The organism is Heterorhizobium halophytocola (assembly GCF_017873095.1).
GTDB classification, from domain to species: domain Bacteria; phylum Pseudomonadota; class Alphaproteobacteria; order Rhizobiales; family Rhizobiaceae; genus Allorhizobium; species Allorhizobium halophytocola.
Genome location: NZ_JAGGJU010000002.1, coordinates 352,438 through 376,063, shown reverse-complemented (window position 1 = coordinate 376,063; position 23,626 = coordinate 352,438). Strand labels below are relative to the sequence as shown.

General features: G+C 64.2%; 18 protein-coding genes. 13 read left to right on the top strand and 5 right to left on the bottom strand.

The genetic code is table 11. The annotated features are described in order from the left end of the window. Positions 1–41: 41 nt before the first annotated feature. A complete protein-coding gene (locus J2Z17_RS04905) occupies positions 42–1,397 on the bottom strand; it encodes a condensation domain-containing protein (protein ID WP_209942738.1) in 1,356 nt (451 codons plus the stop codon). 80 nt (positions 1,398–1,477) lie between these two features. Continuing rightward, entirely contained in the window at positions 1,478–5,923 is a 4,446-nt protein-coding gene (locus tag J2Z17_RS04900; protein WP_245223869.1) for an amino acid adenylation domain-containing protein, read from the bottom strand. An 81-nt stretch (positions 5,924–6,004) separates the two neighbouring features. Between J2Z17_RS04900 and J2Z17_RS04895 the strand changes: the two genes are divergently transcribed. From J2Z17_RS04895 to J2Z17_RS04875, 5 genes are read left to right on the top strand one after another with little or no spacing between them, the layout of a single operon-like run. Next, entirely contained in the window at positions 6,005–7,180 is a 1,176-nt protein-coding gene (locus J2Z17_RS04895) for an isochorismate synthase (protein ID WP_209942736.1), read from the top strand. Positions 7,181–7,212: 32 nt separating this feature from the next. Further along, positions 7,213–8,835: a (2,3-dihydroxybenzoyl)adenylate synthase gene (locus J2Z17_RS04890; protein WP_209942735.1), complete on the top strand. Its 1,623-nt coding sequence runs from the start codon at positions 7,213–7,215 to the stop codon at positions 8,833–8,835. Between the two features lie 22 nt (positions 8,836–8,857). Continuing rightward, a complete protein-coding gene (locus J2Z17_RS04885) occupies positions 8,858–9,733 on the top strand; it encodes an isochorismatase (RefSeq protein ID WP_209942733.1) in 876 nt (291 codons plus the stop codon). Between the two features lie 13 nt (positions 9,734–9,746). Beyond that, positions 9,747–10,502: a 2,3-dihydro-2,3-dihydroxybenzoate dehydrogenase gene (gene dhbA / locus J2Z17_RS04880; protein WP_209942731.1), complete on the top strand. Its 756-nt coding sequence runs from the start codon at positions 9,747–9,749 to the stop codon at positions 10,500–10,502. A 42-nt stretch (positions 10,503–10,544) separates the two neighbouring features. Then, positions 10,545–11,336 (top strand): 4'-phosphopantetheinyl transferase family protein, encoded by a 792-nt coding sequence (locus J2Z17_RS04875; protein ID WP_209942729.1) that lies wholly within the window; start codon positions 10,545–10,547, stop codon positions 11,334–11,336. Here the strand turns inward: J2Z17_RS04875 and abc-f are convergent. Then, positions 11,282–12,904, bottom strand: coding sequence for a ribosomal protection-like ABC-F family protein (abc-f, locus tag J2Z17_RS04870; RefSeq protein WP_209942727.1), 1,623 nt, complete (start codon positions 12,902–12,904; stop codon positions 11,282–11,284). The genes J2Z17_RS04875 and abc-f overlap by 55 nt on opposite strands. An 88-nt stretch (positions 12,905–12,992) precedes the next feature. After that, positions 12,993–13,916, bottom strand: a complete 924-nt coding sequence (locus J2Z17_RS04865) for a LysR family transcriptional regulator (RefSeq protein WP_209942724.1) — start codon at positions 13,914–13,916, stop codon at positions 12,993–12,995. Positions 13,917–14,144: 228 nt separating this feature from the next. On the opposite strand from J2Z17_RS04865, the gene mmsB reads away from it, so the two are divergent. The 7 genes from mmsB to J2Z17_RS04830 all read left to right on the top strand — a co-directional run bounded on the left by mmsB (position 14,145) and on the right by J2Z17_RS04830 (position 21,185). Continuing rightward, positions 14,145–15,038 (top strand): 3-hydroxyisobutyrate dehydrogenase, encoded by an 894-nt coding sequence (gene mmsB / locus J2Z17_RS04860; protein WP_209942722.1) that lies wholly within the window; start codon positions 14,145–14,147, stop codon positions 15,036–15,038. Between the two features lie 211 nt (positions 15,039–15,249). Then, entirely contained in the window at positions 15,250–16,464 is a 1,215-nt protein-coding gene (locus tag J2Z17_RS04855; protein ID WP_209942719.1) for an ABC transporter substrate-binding protein, read from the top strand. A 114-nt stretch (positions 16,465–16,578) separates the two neighbouring features. Beyond that, complete coding sequence (locus J2Z17_RS04850) at positions 16,579–17,343, top strand: ABC transporter ATP-binding protein (RefSeq protein WP_209942717.1); 765 nt, start codon at positions 16,579–16,581, stop codon at positions 17,341–17,343. Next, positions 17,340–18,062 carry an ABC transporter ATP-binding protein gene (locus J2Z17_RS04845; RefSeq protein WP_245223868.1) on the top strand — a complete coding sequence of 241 codons (723 nt, stop codon included), beginning with the start codon at positions 17,340–17,342 and terminating at the stop codon, positions 18,060–18,062. The genes J2Z17_RS04850 and J2Z17_RS04845 overlap by 4 nt, the downstream gene beginning before the upstream one ends. Before the next feature lie 23 nt (positions 18,063–18,085). Continuing rightward, on the top strand, positions 18,086–18,979 hold the full coding sequence (locus J2Z17_RS04840) for a branched-chain amino acid ABC transporter permease (RefSeq protein WP_209942975.1): 894 nt from the start codon (positions 18,086–18,088) through the stop codon (positions 18,977–18,979). Between the two features lie 26 nt (positions 18,980–19,005). Next, entirely contained in the window at positions 19,006–20,007 is a 1,002-nt protein-coding gene (locus J2Z17_RS04835; protein ID WP_209942715.1) for a branched-chain amino acid ABC transporter permease, read from the top strand. 20 nt (positions 20,008–20,027) lie between these two features. Then, positions 20,028–21,185 carry an iron-containing alcohol dehydrogenase gene (locus J2Z17_RS04830; protein ID WP_209942713.1) on the top strand — a complete coding sequence of 386 codons (1,158 nt, stop codon included), beginning with the start codon at positions 20,028–20,030 and terminating at the stop codon, positions 21,183–21,185. Between the two features lie 123 nt (positions 21,186–21,308). Here J2Z17_RS04830 and J2Z17_RS04825 read toward each other — a convergent pair whose 3' ends face one another. Beyond that, positions 21,309–22,460 carry a hypothetical protein gene (locus tag J2Z17_RS04825; protein ID WP_209942711.1) on the bottom strand — a complete coding sequence of 384 codons (1,152 nt, stop codon included), beginning with the start codon at positions 22,458–22,460 and terminating at the stop codon, positions 21,309–21,311. A gap of 342 nt (positions 22,461–22,802) precedes the next feature. On the opposite strand from J2Z17_RS04825, the gene J2Z17_RS04820 reads away from it, so the two are divergent. Next, positions 22,803–23,558: an SDR family oxidoreductase gene (locus tag J2Z17_RS04820; protein WP_209942709.1), complete on the top strand. Its 756-nt coding sequence runs from the start codon at positions 22,803–22,805 to the stop codon at positions 23,556–23,558. Positions 23,559–23,626: the final 68 nt, after the last annotated feature.

Sequence of the window (23,626 nt, the reverse complement as noted above, 5' to 3'; positions counted from 1 at the left end):
GGGCTTCCTCCTGCAGATGGCCGACCGGACGCAGAAGATCGTCAGCCGCCGACGATCTTCTCCACCACTCCTGCGACCGGCAATTCCTGCGCCGACGGCGCCAGCACGGCCTGGATGAACTCCGGCAGTGCCTGCCTGTGCCGCTCGAAATCCCCCGCCGCCATCAGCGCCGTATCACCGTCCAGATGCAAAGTGAGGTTGCGACCGTCATCTTCGCCGCGGAAGGTCAGGTTGAAGCCGTCGCCCGGGCCGTTGGCCAGGATGTGACGCCGCGCCGTCAGACCGGCGAATTCCGGCGCGCTGAACGGCAGGACATTGATCAGCGGCGCAAAGAAGAAGCGACTGCCCACCGGCACCTTGCGATCGGCGGCGATCTGTTCGATCCGGTAGCGGCCATGCAATCGCTGCCGGCGTAGCGCCGCCGCCGAACGCTTCAGGAAACCACCGACCGTCTCGCCGGCCTCGACGCCCAGATGGAAGGGCAGGATATTGACCAGCATCGCCGGCATATGGGCGCCGACACTGCCCCAGCGGCTCATGAACGGCAGCCAGAGGCTGACGACCTCGCGGCCATTCCCGGTCGTCTGGCGCGGCATATGGTGGAAGAGATAAAGACCGCTGACCAGCACCAGCAAATCCGGCCAGCCGATGCCGAGCCTCTTCGATGTGGCCTGCAGCCCCTCGGCAAGTGTTGCGGGCAGCGTCGCATCGCCATGCAATCCGCCACCGCCATAGTCCTCGCAATCCTTGGCAAGCACCGGCAGATCCGCGGTCATATCGAGATAATCCCGCCAGAAAGCCTGATCGGCGTCGAAACGGGCGCTGTGGCGGTAGGCCTCTTCCTCGGCAAGGAAGCGGGCGAACGGGTGGAAGGCATGCCCCGCCTCACCCTTGCCGCGATAATGGCTGTAGAGCTGGCCGCAGCGCTGTTCGATCAGCGCCAGCCCATAACCATCAACGATGATGTGATGGGCGCGGATATACCAGAGATAGCGGCCATCGGAGAGCCGATAGAGCGCCTGCGCCGACAGGCGGTCCTGCCTGAGGTCGAGGGGCCGTGCCACATCGGCCTCCATCCGCCGCTGCGCCTCGGCCATCGGGTCAGGCTCGGCCCGCAGATCGAAAACCTCCGCGGTGGGCGCATGGTCGGGGTCGCAGATCTGCAACGGGGCCTCACCGGCCCCGCCCGCGCGAAAGCGGACCGACAGCACTTCCGCCTCGCGAATGGTCCGCGCAACTGCTGCGACGAGGGCTTCCTCGTCGATCTCGCCGTGCAGATCGATGAAATGGGCGACCGTCGAGACGGGCTCCTCGGGATGGAAGGTGAACTCCTCCCAGAAATCGAGCTGCGGCAGGGTGAGCGGCATCCAGCCGGCGATCGGATCCATGTGCGCCATGGCGTGTCTCCTCGGTCTTCGTTCTTGTCTGTCGGGGCCGCCTTCGGCAGGGCCGGTTGCTGTCGTCAGCCGAGGCGTGGTCAGCCGGGCGCGGCCGGCAGCAGCGCTTGCACCTCTGCAACATTGCGGCACCGCAGCAGCTGTTGCGGCGAAAGCGCCAGTCCGAGCTCCTCATGCAGCCGGGTCGATATACGTTTCAGGTGCGACGGCAAAAGCCCGAGCGACAGGAAATCCGCGCCGTCGTCGCAACCGGCGTCCTGCTTGCCGAGCACACCAAGATAGATATCGAGCACCTGCCGCGCGCCCGTCTGCTCCGGCCTGACGGCGTGCGTCACCGGCCTTGCGGCCGCTTCGTCGCGCGCCTGCGTCAACAAGGACCGGGCGCGCTTGCGGTCCGGCTTGCCATTGGCCGACAGCGGCAGGTCGTCGACGGCCAGAAAGCGACCGGGCACATGGGATTCCGGCAGGTGCCGCCGGGCAAAGCCGCGCAGATCCGCAGTGGAAAGGCCGACATCCGATCGTGCCACGTAAAGCACCCCGATCGCGGCCTCGCCATGCTGTTCGACGCCGTAATCGACCACCAGCACCCGGCTGATCGCAGGATGTTTCGCGAATTCGTTTTCGATATCCGGCAGCGATACCCGCACGCCCCGCACCTTGACATAGCCGTTGACGCGGCTTGCAAAGACGATCTTCCCGTCCGCGCGATAGAAGCCGCGATCGCCGGTGCGAAAGGCGCGCACATCCTGGCCGTCAGGATCGCGGACCATGACGAAATCGGTCTGCGTCACCGCACCGTCTTCCAGATAGCCGATCGCGACATTGACGCCCTCGGTGTGAATGCGCCCCGTCACGCCGGTCGGGCAATGGCAGCCTTTCTCGTCGAGAATGAAATAGCGGTTTGCCGGCAAGGGGTGGCCATAGGGGATTGCCGCGCCATCGGCGTCGCCGATCTCGTGCCAGATGCTCCAGATCGTCGTTTCCGTCGGTCCGCCAAGCGATATCAGCCGCAGACCGGAATCGCTCTGCCGCAGTGTCTCGATCACGCCCGGCTTGATGTAATCGCCCCCTTGCGCAACGAGGCGCAGCGTTTTCAACGTATCGCCCTGCCGGCAGGCAAGCAGCATCTCCAGGATGGCCGGCACCGAGCACCAGATCGTCACCCCGTGCTCCGCCACAAGCCGGTTCCAGCGGATCGCATCCTTTTCCTCGCCCGCCTCCGGCAGGACCAGCGTCGCCCCGGCCGTCAGGCAACCGAAGACGTCGAACACCGACATGTCGTGATGCAGCGGCGTCACAGAGATGAACACGTCATCGGGCGTCACCGCCCATTCGCCAAGCGTGCTCTGGATGACATTGGCCGTCGCCCTATTGGAAACGACCACGCATTTCGGCTTGCCGGTGGTGCCGGAGGTATAGAGATAATAGGCGGGTTTATCGCTCGCCGACAGATCGTCAAGGCTTGCCGTAAGCGCCCGTGGATCGGCGGGTGCGTCGGTTGCCAGCAATCGTGCGGGCTCGACCGTCTCGAAGCCGGTGACCCCACCTGCCGCAACGATCAGGTCCGGCTGGCAATTTCGCAGGAGATAATCGAGCCGGTCGGGCGGTGAACCGGCATCGATCGGCACCCAGATGCCACCGATCAGCGCGGTCGCCAGCGTCACAGCCGTATGTTCCGGCCCGCGCGGCAGGCAGACTGCCACCACCTTGCCGGTACCGATCCCCAAAGCCGTCAACCCGGCCATGGCCCGGCCGACCGATTGCCCGAGTTCGGCGTAGGACATCCGCCGCGCACCCGTGATCAGCGCCGTGCCTTGCCGGGTTCCGTCGAAAAGATTACCGGCAATCCTTGCCAGAAACGGATCGCACGTGAAATCGGTGGGCGCGCCGTTCAGCCGGTAATGGTCGAGATCGACCACCTCTAGCGGGCTGACTTCAAGCCTGTCGGTCTCGACAATGAGCGCGATGCTGCGGTCGATGGTCGCCAGCAGGTCGCCGACGATATCGGCCCCGATCGCGGCGCGCGCATAATCGACGTCGAACACCAGATTGCCATGCGGATCGTGGCCGAAGCGAATGTCGATTGCCACTTGCGGCGTCTGGGTCTGACCGCGGACAGGCTGCATGGCGGCATCGGCGGCCGCCACTGGCCAGTTCAGGCCGTTGGTGATCACCACCGGCAGCGCCAGAGCGCCGGGATGGGCGCTCAACAACAGACGCGCAATGTCGACGCCGGAAAAATCGAGATGGCCGAGACCGTCAAGCACGTCACTCTGCAGCCGCGCGGCGCGCATGGCAAAGTCGCCGACCTGCCGGTCCCAGGCAACGGCGATGAAACTGGAACGATTGGCAAGCGCCCCATTGGCCGGCGGTGCCACCGGCAGGCCGACGCACAGCCCGCCTTCATTCAGCCAGAGCGACAACACTTCAAGGGTGACAGCTGTCAACACGGAGTTCTTGAACAGGCCCTGCCTTGCGCCGATGCGGGCCAGGCTGGTAAACCGCGCCTTCTCGATCGTCAGGCTCTGCCGGGCATAGCGGGATGTGCCGATGGTCGAAAGCGGCTTCGAAAAGGGCAGTTGCGGTGGACCATCGACGTCCTGCAGCTTCTTTGCCCAATAGGCGGCATCCTCGGCGCGCTTGGCCGCCGGCGCATCGCTGACTGCCGCGACGGCCGATGCGGCAGGCTCTGGCGGCGGCTCCCCGCCAAACAGTTCGACCGCCAGCGCCGCGATCGCCCGCCCGTCGAGGATCAGGGCGTCGAAGCGCAGGAAGACAACCGCATTGTCTTCGTCATTGTCAGCGCTGCTGCTCCCATGTCCGTGCGGCAGTCGGAAGGCCGTGACCTGCCAGGGAGAGCGCTCGAGATCGGAGAGTTCATGGGCAAAATCGTGCGCCAGGTTATCGACATGGTGGTGCGCGGCGTCCTCCGTCCGGTCGGAGAGATCGATCACCTGGTAATTGATAGCGGGCTCAGGAGAAATCCACTGGACCAGCCTCACCGCGTCGACATGGGTACGCAGGCTCTCATGGCGCACGACCATATCTGCAAGCCTTGCTTCCAGCCGACCAAGGTCGATTGTGCCGCGATAGGCGCGAAACTCCTGCATGGCGACACCGCCGAGCGGCAGATGTCCGGCCCGGCCGAGCAGATAGGCCTTCTGCAGGGGTGTCAGCGGCGTTTCCCGAACCGGCAAAGCCGCGGCGCTGGCAGGCGCGAAAGCCCCGAGCGACAGGCGCCCGCAATCCGGCGTCCCGGCGACCTGCTTCACGAGATGCAGATAATCGTCGAACATCGCGCCGATCCAGTCTTCCGGCAAGACATCCAGCCGGATGTCCCAGTTGATCAGGAGCCCGCTGTCGAGGCGCACGAGCTGCGCGTCCAGCACCACGCCCGGTCCTTGTGAAATCGCATGGACCATCGGCCCGAACACCCGGCCGACCCGCTGCGAAAACAGCGATCCCCCGGCCATGTCAAAGCCGGCGGTGAAGACGAACGGCGACGTCTCCACGCCGCCGCGCGCCCGGGACAAGTCGCGCATGATGCTGACGCCGGGATAGGCCTGGTGCGACTGGAGGTCACTCATCTGGCCGAAGAGGCCCGTGGCAAACTGCGCAAGGCTCTCGGCACGGTCGATCGCCACGCCCAGAACCAGCACATTGGAGAACTCGCCGACGATCGCATCGACCTTGTCGACCAGCGGCCGGCGCCAGAAGGTCGGCACAGCCAGGCGAAACTCCTGCGCCCCGGTGGCGCGATGAACGGCAAGGGCAAAAAGCGCGAGCATCAGTGTCGACGTGGTGACCCGAAGGCCGCGGGCCCTCTCTTCCAGCGCGTCGCATGCCGAGGCCGGAAGGGTGGCGGCAAGCCGGCTACTCCGCACGACTGCAGACTGGTTTTTCCCGGGGGCAGGCAGGGGTGGCGCCGGTGGAATCTCGGCAAGGCGGTTCCGCCACCATTCACGATCCCGCTCCCGCAGACGCCGAACCTCCGCATCACCGTTCAGCCGGTCGAGCCAGTCGAAAAAGGTCGGGCCATCGGCCTCGTCCACGCTCGTCCCCGCCCCGTAGAGACGAGCGAGGTCGTCCATGACGATACGCATGCTGGCCGGGTCGATCGCCAGCATGTCGGTATCGACATGGACACGGCACACCCCGTCCGGCAGCAGGCTGACAGAGAAGGCGGCGGGTCTGCCCGCTGCAAGATCCGGGCGCCTGTGGCCCCATGCCCTTCGCTTTTGCGCAAGTCGCCGCGCCCGCTCGTCTGCGTCGAGGGCCCTCAGATCCTCGACCTCAAGTGGGATCGGGGCTGCGACCGGATCGATCCACTGGCGCCCGTCCATCCCGACCTTGAGCCGGAGCATCGGATGACGATCACCAAGCGCCACCAGTGCTTTGGCCAGAGACTGCGGATCGAGGTCCCGCCCCTCGAATTCGGCGTAAAGGTGCGGAGCAACCCTTCCGAGTGGTTCCTGCGAAGCGCGACCGACCCAATAGGCGGCCTGCATAGCTGTCAAATCTCGCATGCGATCTCTTGGCTGTTGACAAAACATGATTATCATACTCAAGTATAAATCGACGTCAACCACCCGCATAGGAGGTGTCCCATGCAAACGGGAGCACTCAGGGCCACGCACGAACAGCCTGCCCACTCGATTGATTCCAATCGTTCTTTTCTATTCACCTCGGGCGAAAGGGAACTTCGGGCTACCGGTATTCGCGAGGCCATCGCACTGCCCGCGACCGGGGGAGAGAATCAGCATGGGGCTTTTCAGGCGGCGATCGCCGCGGCGTTTGCCAGAGCCCGCCAGGCTGGTGACGCCAATCCCGTGCTGATCGGCGCAATCCCCTTCGACGTCAGCGAGCCGTCCTGCCTTTACGTGCCGGACAACCATGAGTGGCATACCCGCCCCTTGAGGCCGGTGGTCGCGGATGCCGCCATGCCCGCCCTGATAGCGCAGAAAAGCCTGCCCGACGAGACCGGGTTCAAGCGCGCAGTGGAGCATGCCATCGTCAATTTCCGGCATTCCGATGTGCGCAAGGTCGTGCTCTCGGTGATGCGCGAGCTGACCTTTGCCGGCGACATCGATGTCGATCGCCTGCTGGCCAATCTCGGTGAACAGAACCGCAAGGGGTTTCAGTTCCGTATTCCGCTGCCCGATGGCGGCGATCTGATCGGCGTCAGCCCGGAACTGCTGATGCGCAAGGAGGGCGACCGGATCCTCTCCAATCCGCTGGCCGGATCGGCCAGGCGGATGGCTGATCCGCAGGCCGATCAGGCCCATGCCGAGGCACTCGCCGCCTCGACCAAGGACCAGTACGAGCACAGCCTCGTCATCCACGACATTCGCCAACGCCTTGCCCCGCTTTGCGCCGCGCTCGACGTGCCCGATCGGCCGTCGCTGATCAACACGGCGGCCCTCTGGCACCTGTCGACCCGCATCGAGGGCACGGTCGCCGACCCCACCCTGAGTGCCCTGCAGCTTGCCTGCCGGCTTCACCCGACGCCGGCGGTGTGCGGCTTCCCGACCGAGCGGGCGCATCGGCTGATCCGCTTCGTCGAGCCGTTCGAGCGCGGCCTGTTTACCGGCATGGTCGGCTGGTGCGACGCCGAGGGCAATGGCGAATGGGTGGTGACGATCCGTTGCGGCATGGTTCGGCGCAACACGGTCACGCTGTTTGCCGGCGCCGGCATCGTCGAGGCCTCCGAGCCCAAGTCGGAATGGGCGGAGGTGCAGACGAAGCTGAAAACCATGCTGAACGCCTGCGGGCTCGACGCCTGACGACGAAGACAACAAAAATCTAGGGACGGACCATGACAATCGAATTTCAACGCTGGCCGGATGCGCTCGCACGTCGCTACCGCGACCGCGGCCACTGGATCGACCGGCCGCTGACCGGCATCCTGACGGAGCAGGCCGGATGGCGGCCCGACGCCACCGCGATCATCTGCGGTGACCGCAAGATCTCCTATGACAGCTTCGACAGGCTGTCCTTCAACCTCGCAAGCCGGCTGGCGAGCGAGGGCATCCGCCAGGGCGACACCGCCCTGGTCCAGCTTCCCAACGTGGCGGAATTCTACCTCGTCTTCTTCGCCCTGCTGAAGATCGGCGCGGCCCCGATCAATGCACTCTACAGCCATCGGCGTCTTGAGCTGACCTCCTATGCCGAGCAGATCCAGCCAAAACTCTTCATCGGTGCCCGCGCCCATGAACTTTTCGGTGGCGACGACTTCCTGAACGAGTTGCAGACCGTCTCGCCCGACCTGTCGCTTTGCCTTCTGCTCGGCGACGGGGATCCGGCGCGCGACCTCACCCACTGGCTTGAAACCCCGCCATCCTACGCGCCCGCCTTCGGTCCCTCGGCAGCGGACGAGGTCGCCTTCTTCCAGCTGTCGGGCGGTAGCACCGGCACGCCAAAGCTGATCCCGCGCACCCATAACGACTACGACTACAGTGTGCGGGCCAGTGCCGAGATCTGCGGGCTCACACCCGAGACGCGCCTGCTCTGCGCGCTGCCGGCCGCGCATAATTACCCGATGAGTTCGCCGGGCGCGCTCGGCGTATTCCACGCCGGCGGAACGGTGGTGATGGCGCCCAATCCCGAACCGCTCACCTGCTTCGACCTGATCGAGAAGCACGCCGTCGACATCGTGCCGCTGGTGCCGCCGGCCGTGGCCCTGTGGCTGCAGGCAGCGCCCGCCCACCGCGACCGCCTGCGCTCGCTGAGACTGGTGCAGGTCGGCGGCGCAAGCTTTGCCGAAGCGCTGGCGCGCAAGGTGCCCGAGGTGCTCGGTTGCGCGCTGCAGCAGGTGTTCGGCATGGCCGAGGGGCTGGTCAACTATACCCGGCTCGGCGATCCGGATCACCTGGTGTTCACCACCCAGGGACGGCCGATCAGCGAGGACGACGAAATCAGGATCGTCGACGAGGACGGGCATCCGGTGCCCGAAGGCGAACCCGGCATGCTTGCCACCCGTGGCCCCTACACCTTCCGCGGCTACTACCGGGCACCGGAGCACAATGCCCGCGTCTTCGATGCCGAAGGCTTCTACTATTCCGGCGATGTCGTGCAACGCACGCCGCAAGGCTATCTGAAGGTCGTCGGACGGGTGAAGGACCAGATCAACCGCGGCGGCGAGAAGGTGGCATCCGAGGAGATCGAGAACCTGATCGTGCGCCATCCCGACGTCACCCACGCAGCCCTCGTCGCCATGGAGGACGCCCTGCTCGGCGAAAAGAGTTGCGCCTTCGTCGTCAGCAGCGATCCCGCGCTGAAAGCACCGGCCCTTCGCCGGCATCTGCTGATGCTCGGGGTCGCCGAATACAAGCTGCCGGACCGCGTGCGCTTCATCGAGACGATGCCGCTGACGGCCGTCGGCAAGATCGACAAGAAACGGCTGCGCGAGATGCTCGCCCAGTCCGCAGCCGCTGCCTGACCCCATCTTACCCGAGGACACCATGACCATTCCCGCGATCGCCGATTACCCGATGCCCAAAGCCGAGGCGCTGCCGACCAACAAGACCGACTGGAAGCCGGACCCCGGACGGGCCGTGCTGCTGATCCACGACATGCAGCGCTATTTTCTGCGCTTCTACGACGGGGATGGCCCGCTGATGAGCGACCTGATCGACAATCTGGCGCGGCTGAAGGCCTGGGCCCGCGAGCATGGCGTACCCGTCGTCTATACCGCCCAGCCGCACGACCAGCCCGCCGGGGACCGCGCACTGCTGAACGACATGTGGGGCCCCGGCCTGACGGTCGCCGATCCGGCCCTGCAGAAAGTGGTCGACCGTCTTGCACCCGATCCGGCAGACACGGTGCTGACCAAATGGCGCTATAGCGCCTTTGAACGCTCCGACCTGCAGCAGCGGATGACCGACTGGGGCCGCGACCAGCTGGTGATCGGCGGCGTCTACGCCCATATCGGCTGCATGGTCACCGCGATCGAGGCCTTCATGAAGGACATCCAGCCGTTCATGGTCGCCGACGCGGTTGCAGATTTCTCCGAAGCCGAACATCACATGGCGCTGCGCTATGTTGCCACCCGATGCGGCGTGGTGACGACGACGGCGGCCCTTGCCGGCATCGCCCGTCCGGCAGGCGGCGCGACCCGCGACTGGCTGCAGGGCCGCGTGCTGCAACTGGTCGAGGACGAGACCGATCTCGATCCGGACGAGAACCTGATCTTCTACGGCCTCGATTCCCTGCAGGTGATGATGCTCGCCGCAGAACTCAAGGAGCGCGGGGTGGTGGTTGGCTTCGACGAACTGGCGCGGGTGCCGACGCTGAACGCCTGGTGGGACCTGATCGAGCAGAAGCGGCTCGCCGCCTGATCGGAGACCGGACATGACAGTACCAAGATTCGACCGCCGGCGCGTGCTGGTCACCGGCGCGGCGCAAGGCATAGGCCGGCGCATCGCCGAGCGGTTTTCCGCCGAAGGGGCCGAGGTCATCGGCCTCGATCTGCAGCCGGCAAAGGGCGATCCACCGTTTCGTCTGTTGCCGCTCGACCTTGCCGATCCCGCCGCCATCGCCACGACATGCGAGGCGTTGCGGCGGGAATGGGACCGGCTGGACGTGCTGGTCAATGCCGCCGGCATCCTGCGCATCGGCGACAGTCAAAGCCTGACGCCGGCGGACTGGGCGGCCTGCATGGATGTCAACGCGACGGGCCCCTTCCATCTGCTGCGCCAATGGACCGGCCTGTTCATGCAGCAACGCCACGGTGCGGTCGTCAACATCGCGTCCAATGCCGCCAACCTGCCGCGCGCCGGCATGCTCGCCTATTGCGCGTCGAAGGCGGCGATGGTGGCGCTCAGCCATTGCGTCGGCCTGGAACTTGCCCCTTATGGCGTGCGCTGCAATGTCGTCTCGCCGGGCTCGACCGACACGCCGATGCTGGCCGGCATGCTCGCGGACGAGAGCCGGAAGCAGGCGCTGATCACGGGCATTCCGGACCAGTTCAAGCTCGGCATTCCGCTCGGCAAGATCGCCACGCCGGATGACATCGCCGACACGGTGCTGTTCCTGGCGTCCGATCAGGCCGGCCACATCACGATGCAGCAGATCATCGTCGACGGCGGCGCGACGCCCGGCACATGAGCCGAGCGCCTGCCGCGTGAAAGAAACGGGACCGGTCGAACCATGGCGACGCAAGCGGGTGAGGTTGCAGACAGGTCAGAGGAGGGCCTCGCCTTCGGCCGGCTGGAGACCGTCTGGCCCTGGGGCGACCCGGACTGTGGCTGTCATTGCGTCGCGACAAGCTTTGGCAGGACCGGCGATGTGGGCGAGCCGCACGACATTCCCCTGCCGCCGGCACTCCTCGGGGCCGTGCCCAGACGACGTGCCGAATATATTGCCGGCCGGCGCTGCGCCCGCGCCGCGCTGCGGCGCTCCACGGGCATAGACAGCATTCCCGGCATGGGCCGCGACCGGGCACCGCTCTGGCCCCGCGGCATTGTCGGCTCGATCTCCCACAGCGGCGACCGGGCGATCGCCATCACCGGCAGGGCGCAACAGTTTGCAGGCCTCGGCATCGATCTCGAAAAACTCCTCGATATCGAGACGGCCGGCGAAATCGCCGGTCACGTCCTGACTGCGGATGAACGCAAACGGTCAGGCCCGGCGCCGGATCCGTTCGCCGTGACACTTGCGTTTTCGGCCAAGGAAAGCCTGTTCAAGGCGCTCTATCCGCAGATCGGCTGCATGTTCTACTGCGACGCCGCCGAGCTTGTCGCCTGGGACAGCGGCGGCCACGGCCTTCTGGCCCTCACGACGGACCTGTCGCCCGGATGGCGGCAGGGCGCGCGGATCTCTTTCCGCTTCTGCCATTATGGTGGCCAGGTTCTGACCCGGGTTTCGATCCCGAGCCGGGCTGCGGATCAGACCGGCAGGCCGGGTGCCTCGTGGCCGGTGCGCTCGACATATTCGCTGTAGCCGCCGCCATATTGGTGAATGCCGTCGGGCGTCAGTTCCAGCACCCGGTTCGACAGGGCCGAGAGAAAATGGCGGTCATGGCTGACAAACAGCATGGTGCCCTCAAAGGCCGCCAGCGCCTTGATCAGCATTTCCTTGGTATCGAGGTCGAGATGGTTGGTCGGCTCGTCGAGCACGAGGAAGTTCGGCGGGTCGAACAGCATGGCGGCCATCACCAGACGAGCCTTTTCGCCGCCTGACAGCACCCGACACTTCTTCTCGATATCGTCCCCGGAAAAGCCGAAGCAGCCGGACAGGGCCCGCAGCGGCGACTGGCCCGCCTTGGGGAACCGGCTTTCCAGCCACTCGAGAATGGTCTGCTCGCCGTCCAAAAGATCCATCGAATGCTGGGCGAAATAGCCGAGCTTGACGCTGGCGCCCAGATTGACGACGCCCTGGTCCGGCTCGGTCGTGCCCGTTACCAGCTTCAGCAGCGTCGATTTTCCGGCACCGTTGATGCCCATGATGCACCAGCGCTCGCGCCGGCGGATCATGAAATCGAGGCCGTCATAGATGGTGCGGCTGCCATAGGCCTTGTGCACGCCTTTCAGGCTGACGACGTCGTCGCCGGACCGCGGTGCAGGCAGGAAGTCGAAGGCCACCGTCCGGCGGCGGATCGGCGGCTCGACCCGGTCGATCTTTTCCAGCTTCTTCACCCGGCTCTGCACCTGCGAGGCATGCGAGGCGCGGGCCTTGAAACGCTCGATGAACTTGATTTCCTTGGCCAGCATCGCCTGCTGACGGTCGAACTGGGCTTGCTGCTGCAGCTCGTTCTGGGCGCGCTGGGCCTCGTAGAAGCCGTAGTCGCCGGAATAGGAATTCAGCGAGCCGGCATCGATCTCGATGATCTTGGTGACGATCCTGTTCATGAACTCGCGGTCATGCGAGGTCATCAGCAGCGCGCCGTCGTAATTCTTCAGGAAGGCCTCGAGCCAGATCAGGCTTTCGATGTCCAGATGGTTCGACGGCTCGTCGAGCAGCATCACGTCGGGCCGCATCAGAAGAATACGGGCGAGCGCCACACGCATCTTCCAGCCGCCGGACAACTTGCCGACATCACCGTCCATCATCTCCTGGCTGAACGACAGACCGGCCAGAACTTCGCGGGCGCGGCCCTCGAGTGCATAGCCGTCCAGTTCCTCGTAGCGGGCCTGCACCTCGCCATAGCGCTCGATGATCGCGTCCATCTCGTCCATCCGGTCGGGATCCGACATCGCGGCTTCGAGTTCGGCCAGTTCGGCAGCCACTTCGCTGACGGGACCTGCGCCCTCCATCACCTCGGCCACCGCCGAGCGACCGGACATTTCGCCGACATCCTGGTTGAAATAGCCGATGGAGACGTTCTTCTCGACCGAGACCTGGCCCTCGTCGGGCTGATCCTCACCGGTCACCAGGCGAAACAGCGTCGTCTTGCCGGAGCCGTTGGGGCCGACGAGACCGATCTTCTCGCCGCGATTGAGCGCTGCCGACGCCTCGATATAGAGAATACGGTGACTGTTCGACTTGCTGATGTTCTCGATGCGGATCATGGGGAGGAAGCTCGTTCAGGAAAAGGCGCGCTCCCTATGGCATGCGCGAGCGCGGCTGTCACCCGGCAAGGCGCCGCATCGCCGTCCGTCAGCCCGTTTTACCGGCAGGTGGAAGCCTGGAGTCGACGAATTCACCGCTGGAAATCTCCACCTGCTCGACCAGAAACTGGATGACGGTCTGCACCCGGGCCGAATCCCGCGAATCCTGGTGGGCGGTCAGCCAGAAGGTGCGGCGAAGCTCGATCGTCTCGGGTAGCACGGGCTGCAGCAGCGGCATGTGACGCGCCATGAAATCCGGCAGGATGCACAAGCCCGACCCGGCCTCCGTCGCCCGCGCCTGGCCAAGCAGACTGGTGCTCGAAAGACGTGGTGAGAGCGCCTCGCCGATCGTGTAGATATAGTCGAGTTCCGGCGCATAGATCAGTTCGGGGATGTAGCCGATCAACAGATGGCTCGCCAGATCCTCACGCCGCCGGATCGGCTCATGCTCGGCCAGATAGCTGCCGGCAGCATAGACATGCAGGGTGTAGTCGGTCAGCTTGCGGGAAAACAGCCGCCCGCGCTCCGGTCGCGACAGGCTGATGGCGATGTCGGTTTCCCGCTTCGACAGGTTGAACAACCGGGGCATGGCGACGATCTGCAGTTCCAGCTCGGGATTGCGCCTGGACAACTGGCCGATCCGCGGGGCCAGGAAGAAAGCACCGAATCCGTCCGGCGCCCCGATACGCACGGCCCCGCTCAGCGAGAAACGCTCGCCGGCGATCTCGTTCTGGATCTTGCCCGCGGTGCTTTCGATGTCCTCGGCATGCCGCAACAGGCTTTCGCCGACATCGGTGAGCGTGTAGCCGCGCGGCGAGCGGGTGAACAAGGCGGCCCCGAGCTTCTCCTCGAGCGCCCTGACGCGTCGGCTGATCGTCGCATGATCGGTCGCCATGCGGGCCGCCGCCGCCGTCAGACGACCGGTGCGGGCCACGGAAAGAAAATAGCGGAGATCGTCCCAGTCGAAGGCCATGGTATGAGCATATGCGCACAATGGTATGGCGATCAAGGGCCTATCCTTGCGGAACCAAGCGCATAAGATGCACCTCCCATCGATCAAAACCACCGCCGGACAGGCGCGGTTTTCATCGGCAACCGGCGATCGGACCGGGACCGCGAGAGGAGGAAGCTCGCAGTCCCCGATGTCCAGCCGAAGCGCACTCTAGCGGGAGGAGGATCCCATGCTGCACAAGGCGACGTCATGGCCGAAGTAGCGTTTATCGGTCTTGGCAATATGGGCCTGCCGATGGCGTCGAACCTGGCGGCGGCCGGCCATACTGTCCGCGTCTATGACACGGTGGCCGAGGCCATCGTGAAGGCGGTGGCGGCGGGCATGCAGCCGTCGTCGAGCGCGGCCAAGGCTGTCTCCGGCGCCGACTTCATCATTACCATGTTGCCGAACGGGCCGATCGCGCTTGCGGTGCTGGCCGAGATCCTGCCAAGCGCCATGAGGGGCGCGGTGGTCATCGACTGTTCGACCATCGATGTGGCGAGCGCCCGTGAAGCCCACCGTATCGCCGGGGAAGCCGGGCTGCTGCCGCTCGACGCGCCTGTGTCGGGCGGCACGGGCGGGGCTGCCGCCGGCACGCTGACCTTCATGGTCGGCGGCGCGAAGGATGCCTTCGACAAGGCCCTGCCGCTGTTTGAGGTGATGGGCGGCAAGACGGTCCATTGCGGCGACGGCGGCTCCGGTCAGGCGGCCAAGATCTGCAACAACATGCTGCTCGGCATTTCGATGATCGGCGCTTGCGAGGCCTTCTCGCTGGCTGAAAAGCTCGGATTGTCAGCGCAAGCCGCCTTCGACGTGATCTCGACGTCGTCCGGCTCCTGCTGGTCGGTCAACACCTATTGCCCGGTGCCGGGCGTCGGACCGAAAAGCCCCGCAGACAATGATTACAAGCCCGGCTTTGCCGCCGAGCTGATGGCCAAGGATCTGGGCCTGTCGCAGGAAGCAGCCGCCAATGCGGGGCACGCGACCCCGCTCGGCGCCCATGCGCTCGCGCTTTATCGCAGCTTTCTCGAAAAGAACGGTGCAGGCCGGGATTTCTCAGCTATCATAGACTATCTGCGGACCGCGAAGAGGAGCGAGGCTTAAGCGCGGCCAGGAGGAGACGACGCCGCGATCCAAGGCTGGAGGGCCGGAAGCGCGCGGTGACGTGAGGAGACATGTCTGGTCGGGACGGACAGGCGGCGGTGTGCACACGCGGGGCATGCCACCGAAGTTCGCACAAGGATAGACCCGGGAACGGGCCAGGCATCGACGGATACCCGCGTTGAACTCTTAGATGAACTCTTGGGAGGAGTGCATGAAGTCGTTTTTTTATGGAAGTGTGAGTGTTGCCGCCCTGTTTCTCGGAACAGGCATGGCGATGGCCGACGGCATTTCGGATGATGTCGTCAAGATCGGCGTACTCGGCGACATGTCAGGCGTCTATTCGACCGGATTTTCCGGCGACGGCGCCGTTGCCGCCGTCAAGATGGCGGTCGAGGACTTCGGTGGCGAAGTGCTCGGCAAGAAGATCGAGGTGATCTCCGCCGACCACCAGAACAAGGCAGACGTTGCCTCGGCGACCGCGCGGCAGTGGATCGACGAGGATCATGTCGACATGATCACCGATCTTACCAACTCGGCCGTCGCGCTGGCCGTCCAGCAGCTCGCTTCCGACAAGGGCGTGATCACGATGTCGACCGGGGCGGCTTCCGCCGACCTGACCGGGAAGGCCTGCACCAAATACGGCATCCACTACGGTTACGACACCCATGCCCTGCCCGTTGGCACGGCAACCGCGGTGGTCAAGAACGGCGGCGACAGCTGGTATTTCATCACCGCCGACTATGCCTTCGGCCATGCGCTGCAGGACAACACATCGGCCGTGGTCAAGGAACTCGGCGGCTCGGTCGTCGGCTCGTCGGACGTGCCGCTCGCCTCGACCGACTTCTCGTCCTACCTGCTGCAGGCGCAGTCGTCCGGCGCCAAGGTGATCGGCCTTGCCAATGCCGGCCAGGACACCGTCAATGCGATCAAGCAGGCGCATGAATTCGGCATCGTCGAAGGCGGCCAGCAACTGGCCGGCATGCTGGTGCTGATCTCCGACGTCAAGAGCCTCGGCACCGATGTCGCAAAGGGCCTGAACTTTACCGTTGGCTGGTACTGGGATCTCGACGACGAGTCGCGTGCCTGGAAGGAAAAGTACATGAAGTACTCCAACGGCGCGGCGCCGACCTTCGTCCATGCGGCCGACTACTCGCTGACGCTTGCCTATCTCAACGCGATCAAGGCTGCCGGCACGGATGATTCCGACGCCGTGCGCGCCGAACTTAGCAAGCAGAAGATTGATGACTTCTTCGCCAAGGGCGGGATGATCCGCAAGGACGGCCTTTTGGAGCACGACATGTATCTCGTTCAGGTCCAGGAGGGCGCCGAAGACCCGTGGAACGTCGCCAAGGTGGTCCGCACCATCCCCGGCAACGAGGCCTATGCCTCGCTGAAGGACGGCGGCTGCGCGATGGCGCAGGAGTGAGCTGAACCCAGCCGACACAAGGCAGGCGGCCCTTCACGGCCGCCTGCTAAAAACGATCATCCGCACACGATAAAATGCTGCCGAATGGCACGGTACGGGGGGCCTTGAACGGTCATGAGCGACTTCATTCTGGAGGCGAGACAACTCGGCAAGAGCTTTGGCGGCTTTCGGGCGGTCAACAACGTCAATCTCAATGTCGAACGCGGCACGATCCACGCGCTGATCGGCCCGAACGGCGCCGGCAAGACCACCGTCTTCAATCTGCTGACCAAGTTCCTGACGCCGTCGTCCGGCCAGATCCTGTTCAACGGCGAGGATATCACCGACCTCAACCCGGTCGAGATCGCCAATCGCGGCGTGGTCCGATCGTTCCAGATCTCGGCGGTCTTTCCGCATCTGACGGCGCTTGAAAACGTCCGGCTGGCTTTGCAGAAGCGGCTCGGCGTCAGCTATCATTTCTGGCGCTCCAAGAGCCTGCTGTCGGAGCTCGACGATGAGGCGATCGAACGGCTCGACCAGGTGGGCCTGAAGCGGTTCGCCCATCTGCGCGCCGTCGAATTGCCCTATGGCCGCAAGCGGGCGCTGGAGATCGCCACAACGCTTGGCCTCGAACCCGAACTGATGCTGCTGGATGAACCGACGCAGGGCATGGGCACGGAGGATGTCGGCCAGGTGGCCGAACTGATCCGCAATGTCTCGGTCGGCCGCACCATCGTCATGGTCGAGCACAATCTCGGCGTGGTGGCGGACCTTGCCGATACCATTACCGTGCTTAACCGCGGCGAGATCCTGGCCGAGGGTCCATACGACGTCGTGTCGAAGGATCCGGCGGTGATGGAGGCCTATATGGGCATCAAGGCAGACGAGGTGGAGGCATGAGCATGGCCGTCATCGACAAGCCGCTGCTGAAGATTGCCGATCTGCACGCCTGGTACGGCGAATCCCATGTGCTGCACGGTATCGATCTGGAACTTGGCGAGGGCCAGCTGATCACCCTGCTCGGCCGCAACGGTGCCGGGCGAACCACGACGCTGCGCGCGATCATGGGCATGGTCGACCGGCGCACCGGCTCGATTGCGCTGCGCGGCGAGGAATTCATCGGCAAGCCGGCTCACCGCATCGCGCCATCGGGCCGCATCGGCTATTGTCCCGAAGAGCGGGGCATTTTTTCCAGCCTCACGGTCGAGGAGAACCTGCTTCTTCCCCCCGTGGTCGGCGAAGGCGGCATGAGCCTCGACGACATCTACACGATGTTTCCCAACCTGCGCGAGGTCCGCAAGCGCATGGGTACGCGCCTGTCTGGCGGCGAACAGCAGATGCTGGCGATTGCCAGGATCCTCAGAACCGGCGCGCGGCTGCTGCTGCTCGACGAGATCACCGAGGGACTGGCGCCGGTCATCGTCAAGGCGCTCGGCGAGGCGATCCGCCGGCTGAAAGCGCAAGGCTATACGATCATTCTGGTGGAGCAGAATTTCCGCTTCGCCGCCGGCGTCGCCGACCGCCACTATGTCATCGAGCATGGGCGGGTGATCGACCGCATCGACGATGCCGATGTCGGCACCAGCATGGACAAGCTCAACCACTATCTGAGCGTTTAAGGAGGGGGCCCGCCATCATGTTGCTGAAACTGATTCTCGCCCAGGGCATGCTGGGTCTCAACAACGGCGTGTTCTACGCCATGCTCAGCCTCGGGCTGGCGATCATCTTCGGCCTGCTCAACGTCGTCAATTTCGCCCACGGCGCGCTCTACATGGCCGGCGCCTTCGTCGCCCTGATCCTCTATTCCTATGTGGGGGCGTGGATCGGGCTCGAGCAGCTGCACATCAATTTCTGGGTGGCGCTGGTGCTGGCGCCCGTGATCGTCGGCTGTTTCGGCATGCTGATCGAACGGCTGCTGCTGCGCCATCTCTACAAGTTCGATCCGATCTACAGCCTGCTTTTGACCTTCGGCGTGACGCTGGTGCTGCAGGGCCTGTTCATCAATACCTTCGGCGCATCGGGCACGCCCTATCCGGGCCAGCCGGAGCAGCTGCGCGGTGTCGTCAATCTCGGCTTCATGATGTTTCCGAAATACCGGCTTTTCGCCATCGTCTTCTCGGTCCTGGTCTGCCTTGCCGTCTGGTTCGTCATCGAGCGCACGCGGATCGGCGCCATGCTGCGGGCCGGCACGGAAAACCCCGAACTGGTCAAGGCTTTCGGCATCAACGTGCCGCTGATGGTGACGCTGACCTTCGGCTTCGGCACCGGGCTTGCCGGGCTTGCCGGCGTTCTGGCGGCCCCGATCTATTCGGTCAGCCCGCTGATGGGCGCCGACCTGATCATCATCATCTTTGCCGTCGTGGTGATCGGCGGCATGGGCTCGATCATGGGCGCCGTCGTGGCCGGATTCGGGCTCGGCCTGATCGAGGGCATCACCAAGGTATTTTATGCGCCGGCGGCCAATACGGTGATCTTCTTCCTGATGGTCGTGGTGCTGCTGGTAAGACCGGCCGGCCTGTTCGGGCGCCAGTCATGAGCGGGGCAAGCGGGAGACACGACGCCATGAGCGAACAGACGGCCGGCATCGGCAATGCCAGCGAATTCGAGGACAGCGGACCGGCCGAAAGCGCCCCCGGCAATCGCATCGTGCAAGGCGTGCTCTGGGGGCTGCTGATCCTTTCGATCCTCGTGGCGCCGGCCTTTCTCTACCCCGTCTTCGTCATGCAGCTGCTGTGCTTTGCGCTGTTTGCCTGCGCCTTCAACCTGTTGATCGGCTTTACCGGCCTGCTCTCCTTCGGCCATGCCGCCTTTTTCGGCGGCGCAGCCTATTTTGCCGGCCATGCGATCAAGGTCTGGGGCCTGCCGCCGCTGTTCGGCATCATCACCGGCGCGCTTGGGGCCGCCGTTCTCGGCTATCTGGTCGGTGCGCTCGCCATTCGCCGCCAGGGCATCTATTTTGCCATGATCACCCTGGCGCTGGCACAGATCGTCTATTTCTTCGCCCTGCAACTGCCGTTTACCGGCGGCGAAAACGGGCTGCAGGGCATTCCCCGCGGCACGCTGTTCGGCCTGGTCAGCCTCAACGATCCGATCGTGATGTATTATTTCGTTGCGGCGATCTTCATGATCGGCTTCCTGATCATCTATCGCACGATCCACTCGCCCTTCGGCCAGGTGCTGCAGGCGATCCGCGAGAACGAGGCCCGCGCGCTGTCGCTCGGCTACAACGTCGACCGGTTCAAGCTCATCGCCTTCGTGCTGTCCGCCTCGCTGGCAGGTCTTGCCGGCGCGACCAAGGCCGTCGTCTTCCAGTTTGCCTCGCTTACCGACGCCCATTGGCAGACCTCGGGCGAAGTCATCCTGATGACCCTGCTCGGCGGCATGGGCACGATCTTCGGGCCGATCATCGGCGCCGTCACCATCGTTACCCTGCAGCACGAACTTGCGAGCATAGGCTCCTGGGTGCAGGTGGTGATCGGCGGGATCTTCATCGTCAGCGTTCTGCTCTTCCGCCGCGGCATCATCGGCGAACTGGCGCGCGTGCTGAAGGTATCCGGCGTCTGACACCACGGAGGGAGAAGCCGTTGAACCCGTTCACCTTCAACACCGCGAAGTCCATCACATTCGGCGCCGGGGCGATCGGCAGGCTCGGCGAGATCGTGCAGGCGACGATCGGCGCAAGGGTTCTCCTGATCACCGATCCCGGCCTGATGACAACCGGCATCGTTGCGCGCGCGAAAGCCTCGCTTGAAGGCGCGGGTGTCTCCGTCGCGCTGTTTTCCAAGGTCCAGGCGGACCCGCCCGAGGCCACGATACTGGAAGCAGTCGCGCAGGCGAGAGGCGCCGGCGTCGATGGTATCGTCGGCCTCGGGGGCGGTTCGTCGCTGGATGTTGCCAAGCTCGTTGCGCTTCTGGCGCGCGGCGAGGAGACGCTGAAGGAGATTTATGGCGTCGGCAAGATACGCGGACACCGCCTGCCGCTGGTGCTGGTGCCGACCACGGCCGGCACCGGTTCAGAGGTAACCCCGATCTCCATCGTCACCACCGGCACCAGCGAGAAGATGGGCGTGGTCTCGCCGGTCCTGCTGCCGGATGTGGCACTGCTCGATCCCGAGCTGACCCATGGCCTGCCGCCGCATATCACGGCCGCCACCGGCATCGACGCCATGGTGCATGCGATCGAGGCCTATGCCTCGGCGAGCCCGAACAACAATCCGGTGTCGCGCAACCTTGCCACCCAGGCGCTGACGCTGATGGGCCGCGCGCTGCTCGTCGCCGTGCGCGACGGATCGGACGCGAAAGCGCGTGCCGAGATGTTGCTCGGCTCGATGCTGGCCGGTCAGGCCTTTGCCAATTCGCCGGTCGCCGCCGTGCATGCGCTCGCCTATCCGCTCGGCGGGCATTTCCACATTCCCCATGGTCTGTCGAACGCACTTGTGCTGCCGCATGTGCTGCGTTTCAACATGGTGACGGCGCCGGCCGCCTATAGCGAACTGGCGCCCTTTGCCTTTCCGGACCTGGCAAACCTCGAAGGCCAGGCTCGCGCCGCCGCCTTCTGCGACCGGCTGGAGGCACTGTCGGCCGATTGCGGCCTGCCGCAATGTCTACGCGAGATGAACGTCCCGCAGGACTTTCTGCCGACACTTGCCGCGGACGCGATGAACCAGACACGCCTGCTGGTCAACAATCCGCGAGCGGTGACGGAGGCAGACGCTCTTGCCATCTATCAGGCGGCCTGGTGAGCGCTCGCGCCGGCCTTTCAACAAGCCAGCAGGCCTGACCACAGTCAGACCGACCGGGGGTTCACCGGAGACCTTCGATCGAGCCTTTGCCCCTCCCGGCCAATAGCGCACCGCGTCCGGCCGCTAAAGCTCCTCGACAACGCCCGCGACCTTTGACATAAAGTCAAAACCGTTCTTGACGAATTCCTGCGTTCTGTTGAACCAGGTGCTCCGCTTCGGGATATTCCTCAACGATTGTTTCTGGACCAGCTTCAGCGCCCCTTCCAGTTCTATGCGGTAGCCATCCACCCCCTGGTCCAACATGAGCTGGATCTGGTCCATCTTTTCCTCGATCGCCTTGATGCGCTTGCCGGCGTCCTCCCCATCCCGGTCTGATCCTCCCGTCTCGAGTTCCGCCTTGCAGGTGGTGAGTTCCTTTTTCAGTCTGCTGTGCTGCGCCTTCAGGGCGAAGCCGTGACGGTCCAGATTTTCGAGGGCTTCCAGGGAGGTCTGGATCGCCTTCTCCGCCTCCGTAAGCTTCGACTGGAAAACCGTGAGGCTGTCCGAATATCTATTCCACAGGGCCAGAAAAGACTCCTTGGCCTTCTTATAGGCATCATACTGCTTGGCCGTCAGGTAGACACCGGTAAGCACGACACCCGCAATGGCCGCGGCGCCGACGGGGGGAGCTGCGATGCATAGCGCCGCGATGGCGAGACCAACCACGCCGTAGATCAAGAGCGCGTGCACTATCTTTTCCGCGACCTCCACCTTGTTCTTGAACTTGGGGATCGTCAGCCCGACCGCCTCTTCTGCGACCTTCGTCATAAGCCGCCGCAACTTGTCCTCATAGGCTTTGCGGATTTGCTTCGCGCCCACCTCCCTATTGGAATTGACGAAGTCCTCCAATTGCTGGACCTGATCGGCTTCCCAATTTGACTTCTTGGTCCTGATACTCTCCAAATAGGACTTCGTCGCGTCTTCGAGCTTCTGGCAATCATCCTCAAGCTTGCCCATGAATTTCTTCATCCGCTCTTCGAAAAGCTTCTGGAAATGCTTTTTGGCCGCCCCGATGACCTTGCTGCCGTCGTTTTCCAGCATGTCGTCGGGCACTCTGTATCGAACCTGGATGTCGATTTTCAAAGCCTCGTCTGCATGCAGGCTGCTTTGCAGTTCATGCTTTACCTTTACCAGGAATCCTTCGTCGGAGGTCGTGATCTCCGCCCATTTCGACGGTTGCTGAAATCGCACCGGCTTGGCCTTGAGGAAGTCTTCCGCGTTCCAAAATTTTGACATGAGTAATCCTTCGCCTGATGTTTGTCTGCCCCACCCCGATTGCCGGCGCGCCGAACGCGGAGACGTACAGGTGAACCCTGTTCGCATCCTTGAGTGCTACCCGTTCGGGCCACGGTTCTGTGTCACCAAAAATTCATGAAGTCTCTGATCTATAACAGTTTTATGACATCGTGCGCTGCGACGGAACGGCATGGTTTTGTAGTCTTGCACAGAGACTGTGCGACCGTGGCTCAACGACATTTGCAACACCGGCGCGATTGAGGCAGAAAGGCCATGAGCGATGTCCGGTTGCTGCAAAGCGACATGCCGTCGCCAGGAGGCCGGGCGTCAACGGGAGGGACCATGAGCATTCAACTTTTCGACCTGACAGGAAAACGGGCGCTGATTACCGGATCGTCGCAAGGGATCGGCCATGCCCTGGCAGGTGGGTTGAAGGCGGCCGGCGCCGAGATCGTGCTGAACGGTCGCGACGCAGCAAGACTGGAAACGGCGAGGGTGGAACTTGACGCCCGCCACGCACTCGCCTTCGACGTCACCGATCACGCAGCCGCGCGCGCGGCGATCGACGGTTTCGAGGCCGCGCATGGCGCAATCGACATTCTCGTCAACAATGCCGGCATGCAGCATCGAAGCCCGCTGGAGGAATTTCCGGCCGACGCCTTCGAGCGCCTGCTGCGCACCAACATCTCCTCGGTCTTCAATGTCGGCCAGGCCGTCGCCCGCCACATGATCGGCCGCGGCGCCGGCAAGATCATCAATATTGCCAGCGTCCAGTCGGCGCTGGCGCGGCCGGGGATCGCGCCCTATACGGCCACCAAGGGCGCCGTCGCCAACCTCACCAAGGGCATGGCGACAGACTGGGCGAAGCACGGCCTGCAGTGCAATGCGATCGCGCCAGGCTATTTCGAAACGCCACTGAATGCCGCCCTGGTCGCCGATCCGGAATTCAACAGCTGGCTTGAGAAACGCACGCCTGCCGGGCGATGGGGCCAGGTCGACGAACTCGTCGGCGCCTGCATCTTCCTGGCCTCCGCCGCCTCGACCTTCGTCAACGGCCACGTGCTCTATGTCGATGGCGGTATCACCGTCTCGCTATAGGGATAAAGGAGGACCGGAATGCCTTCGAGGCGAGAACGGGCGACTTCGACGTCGCGCCTGAAAATGGG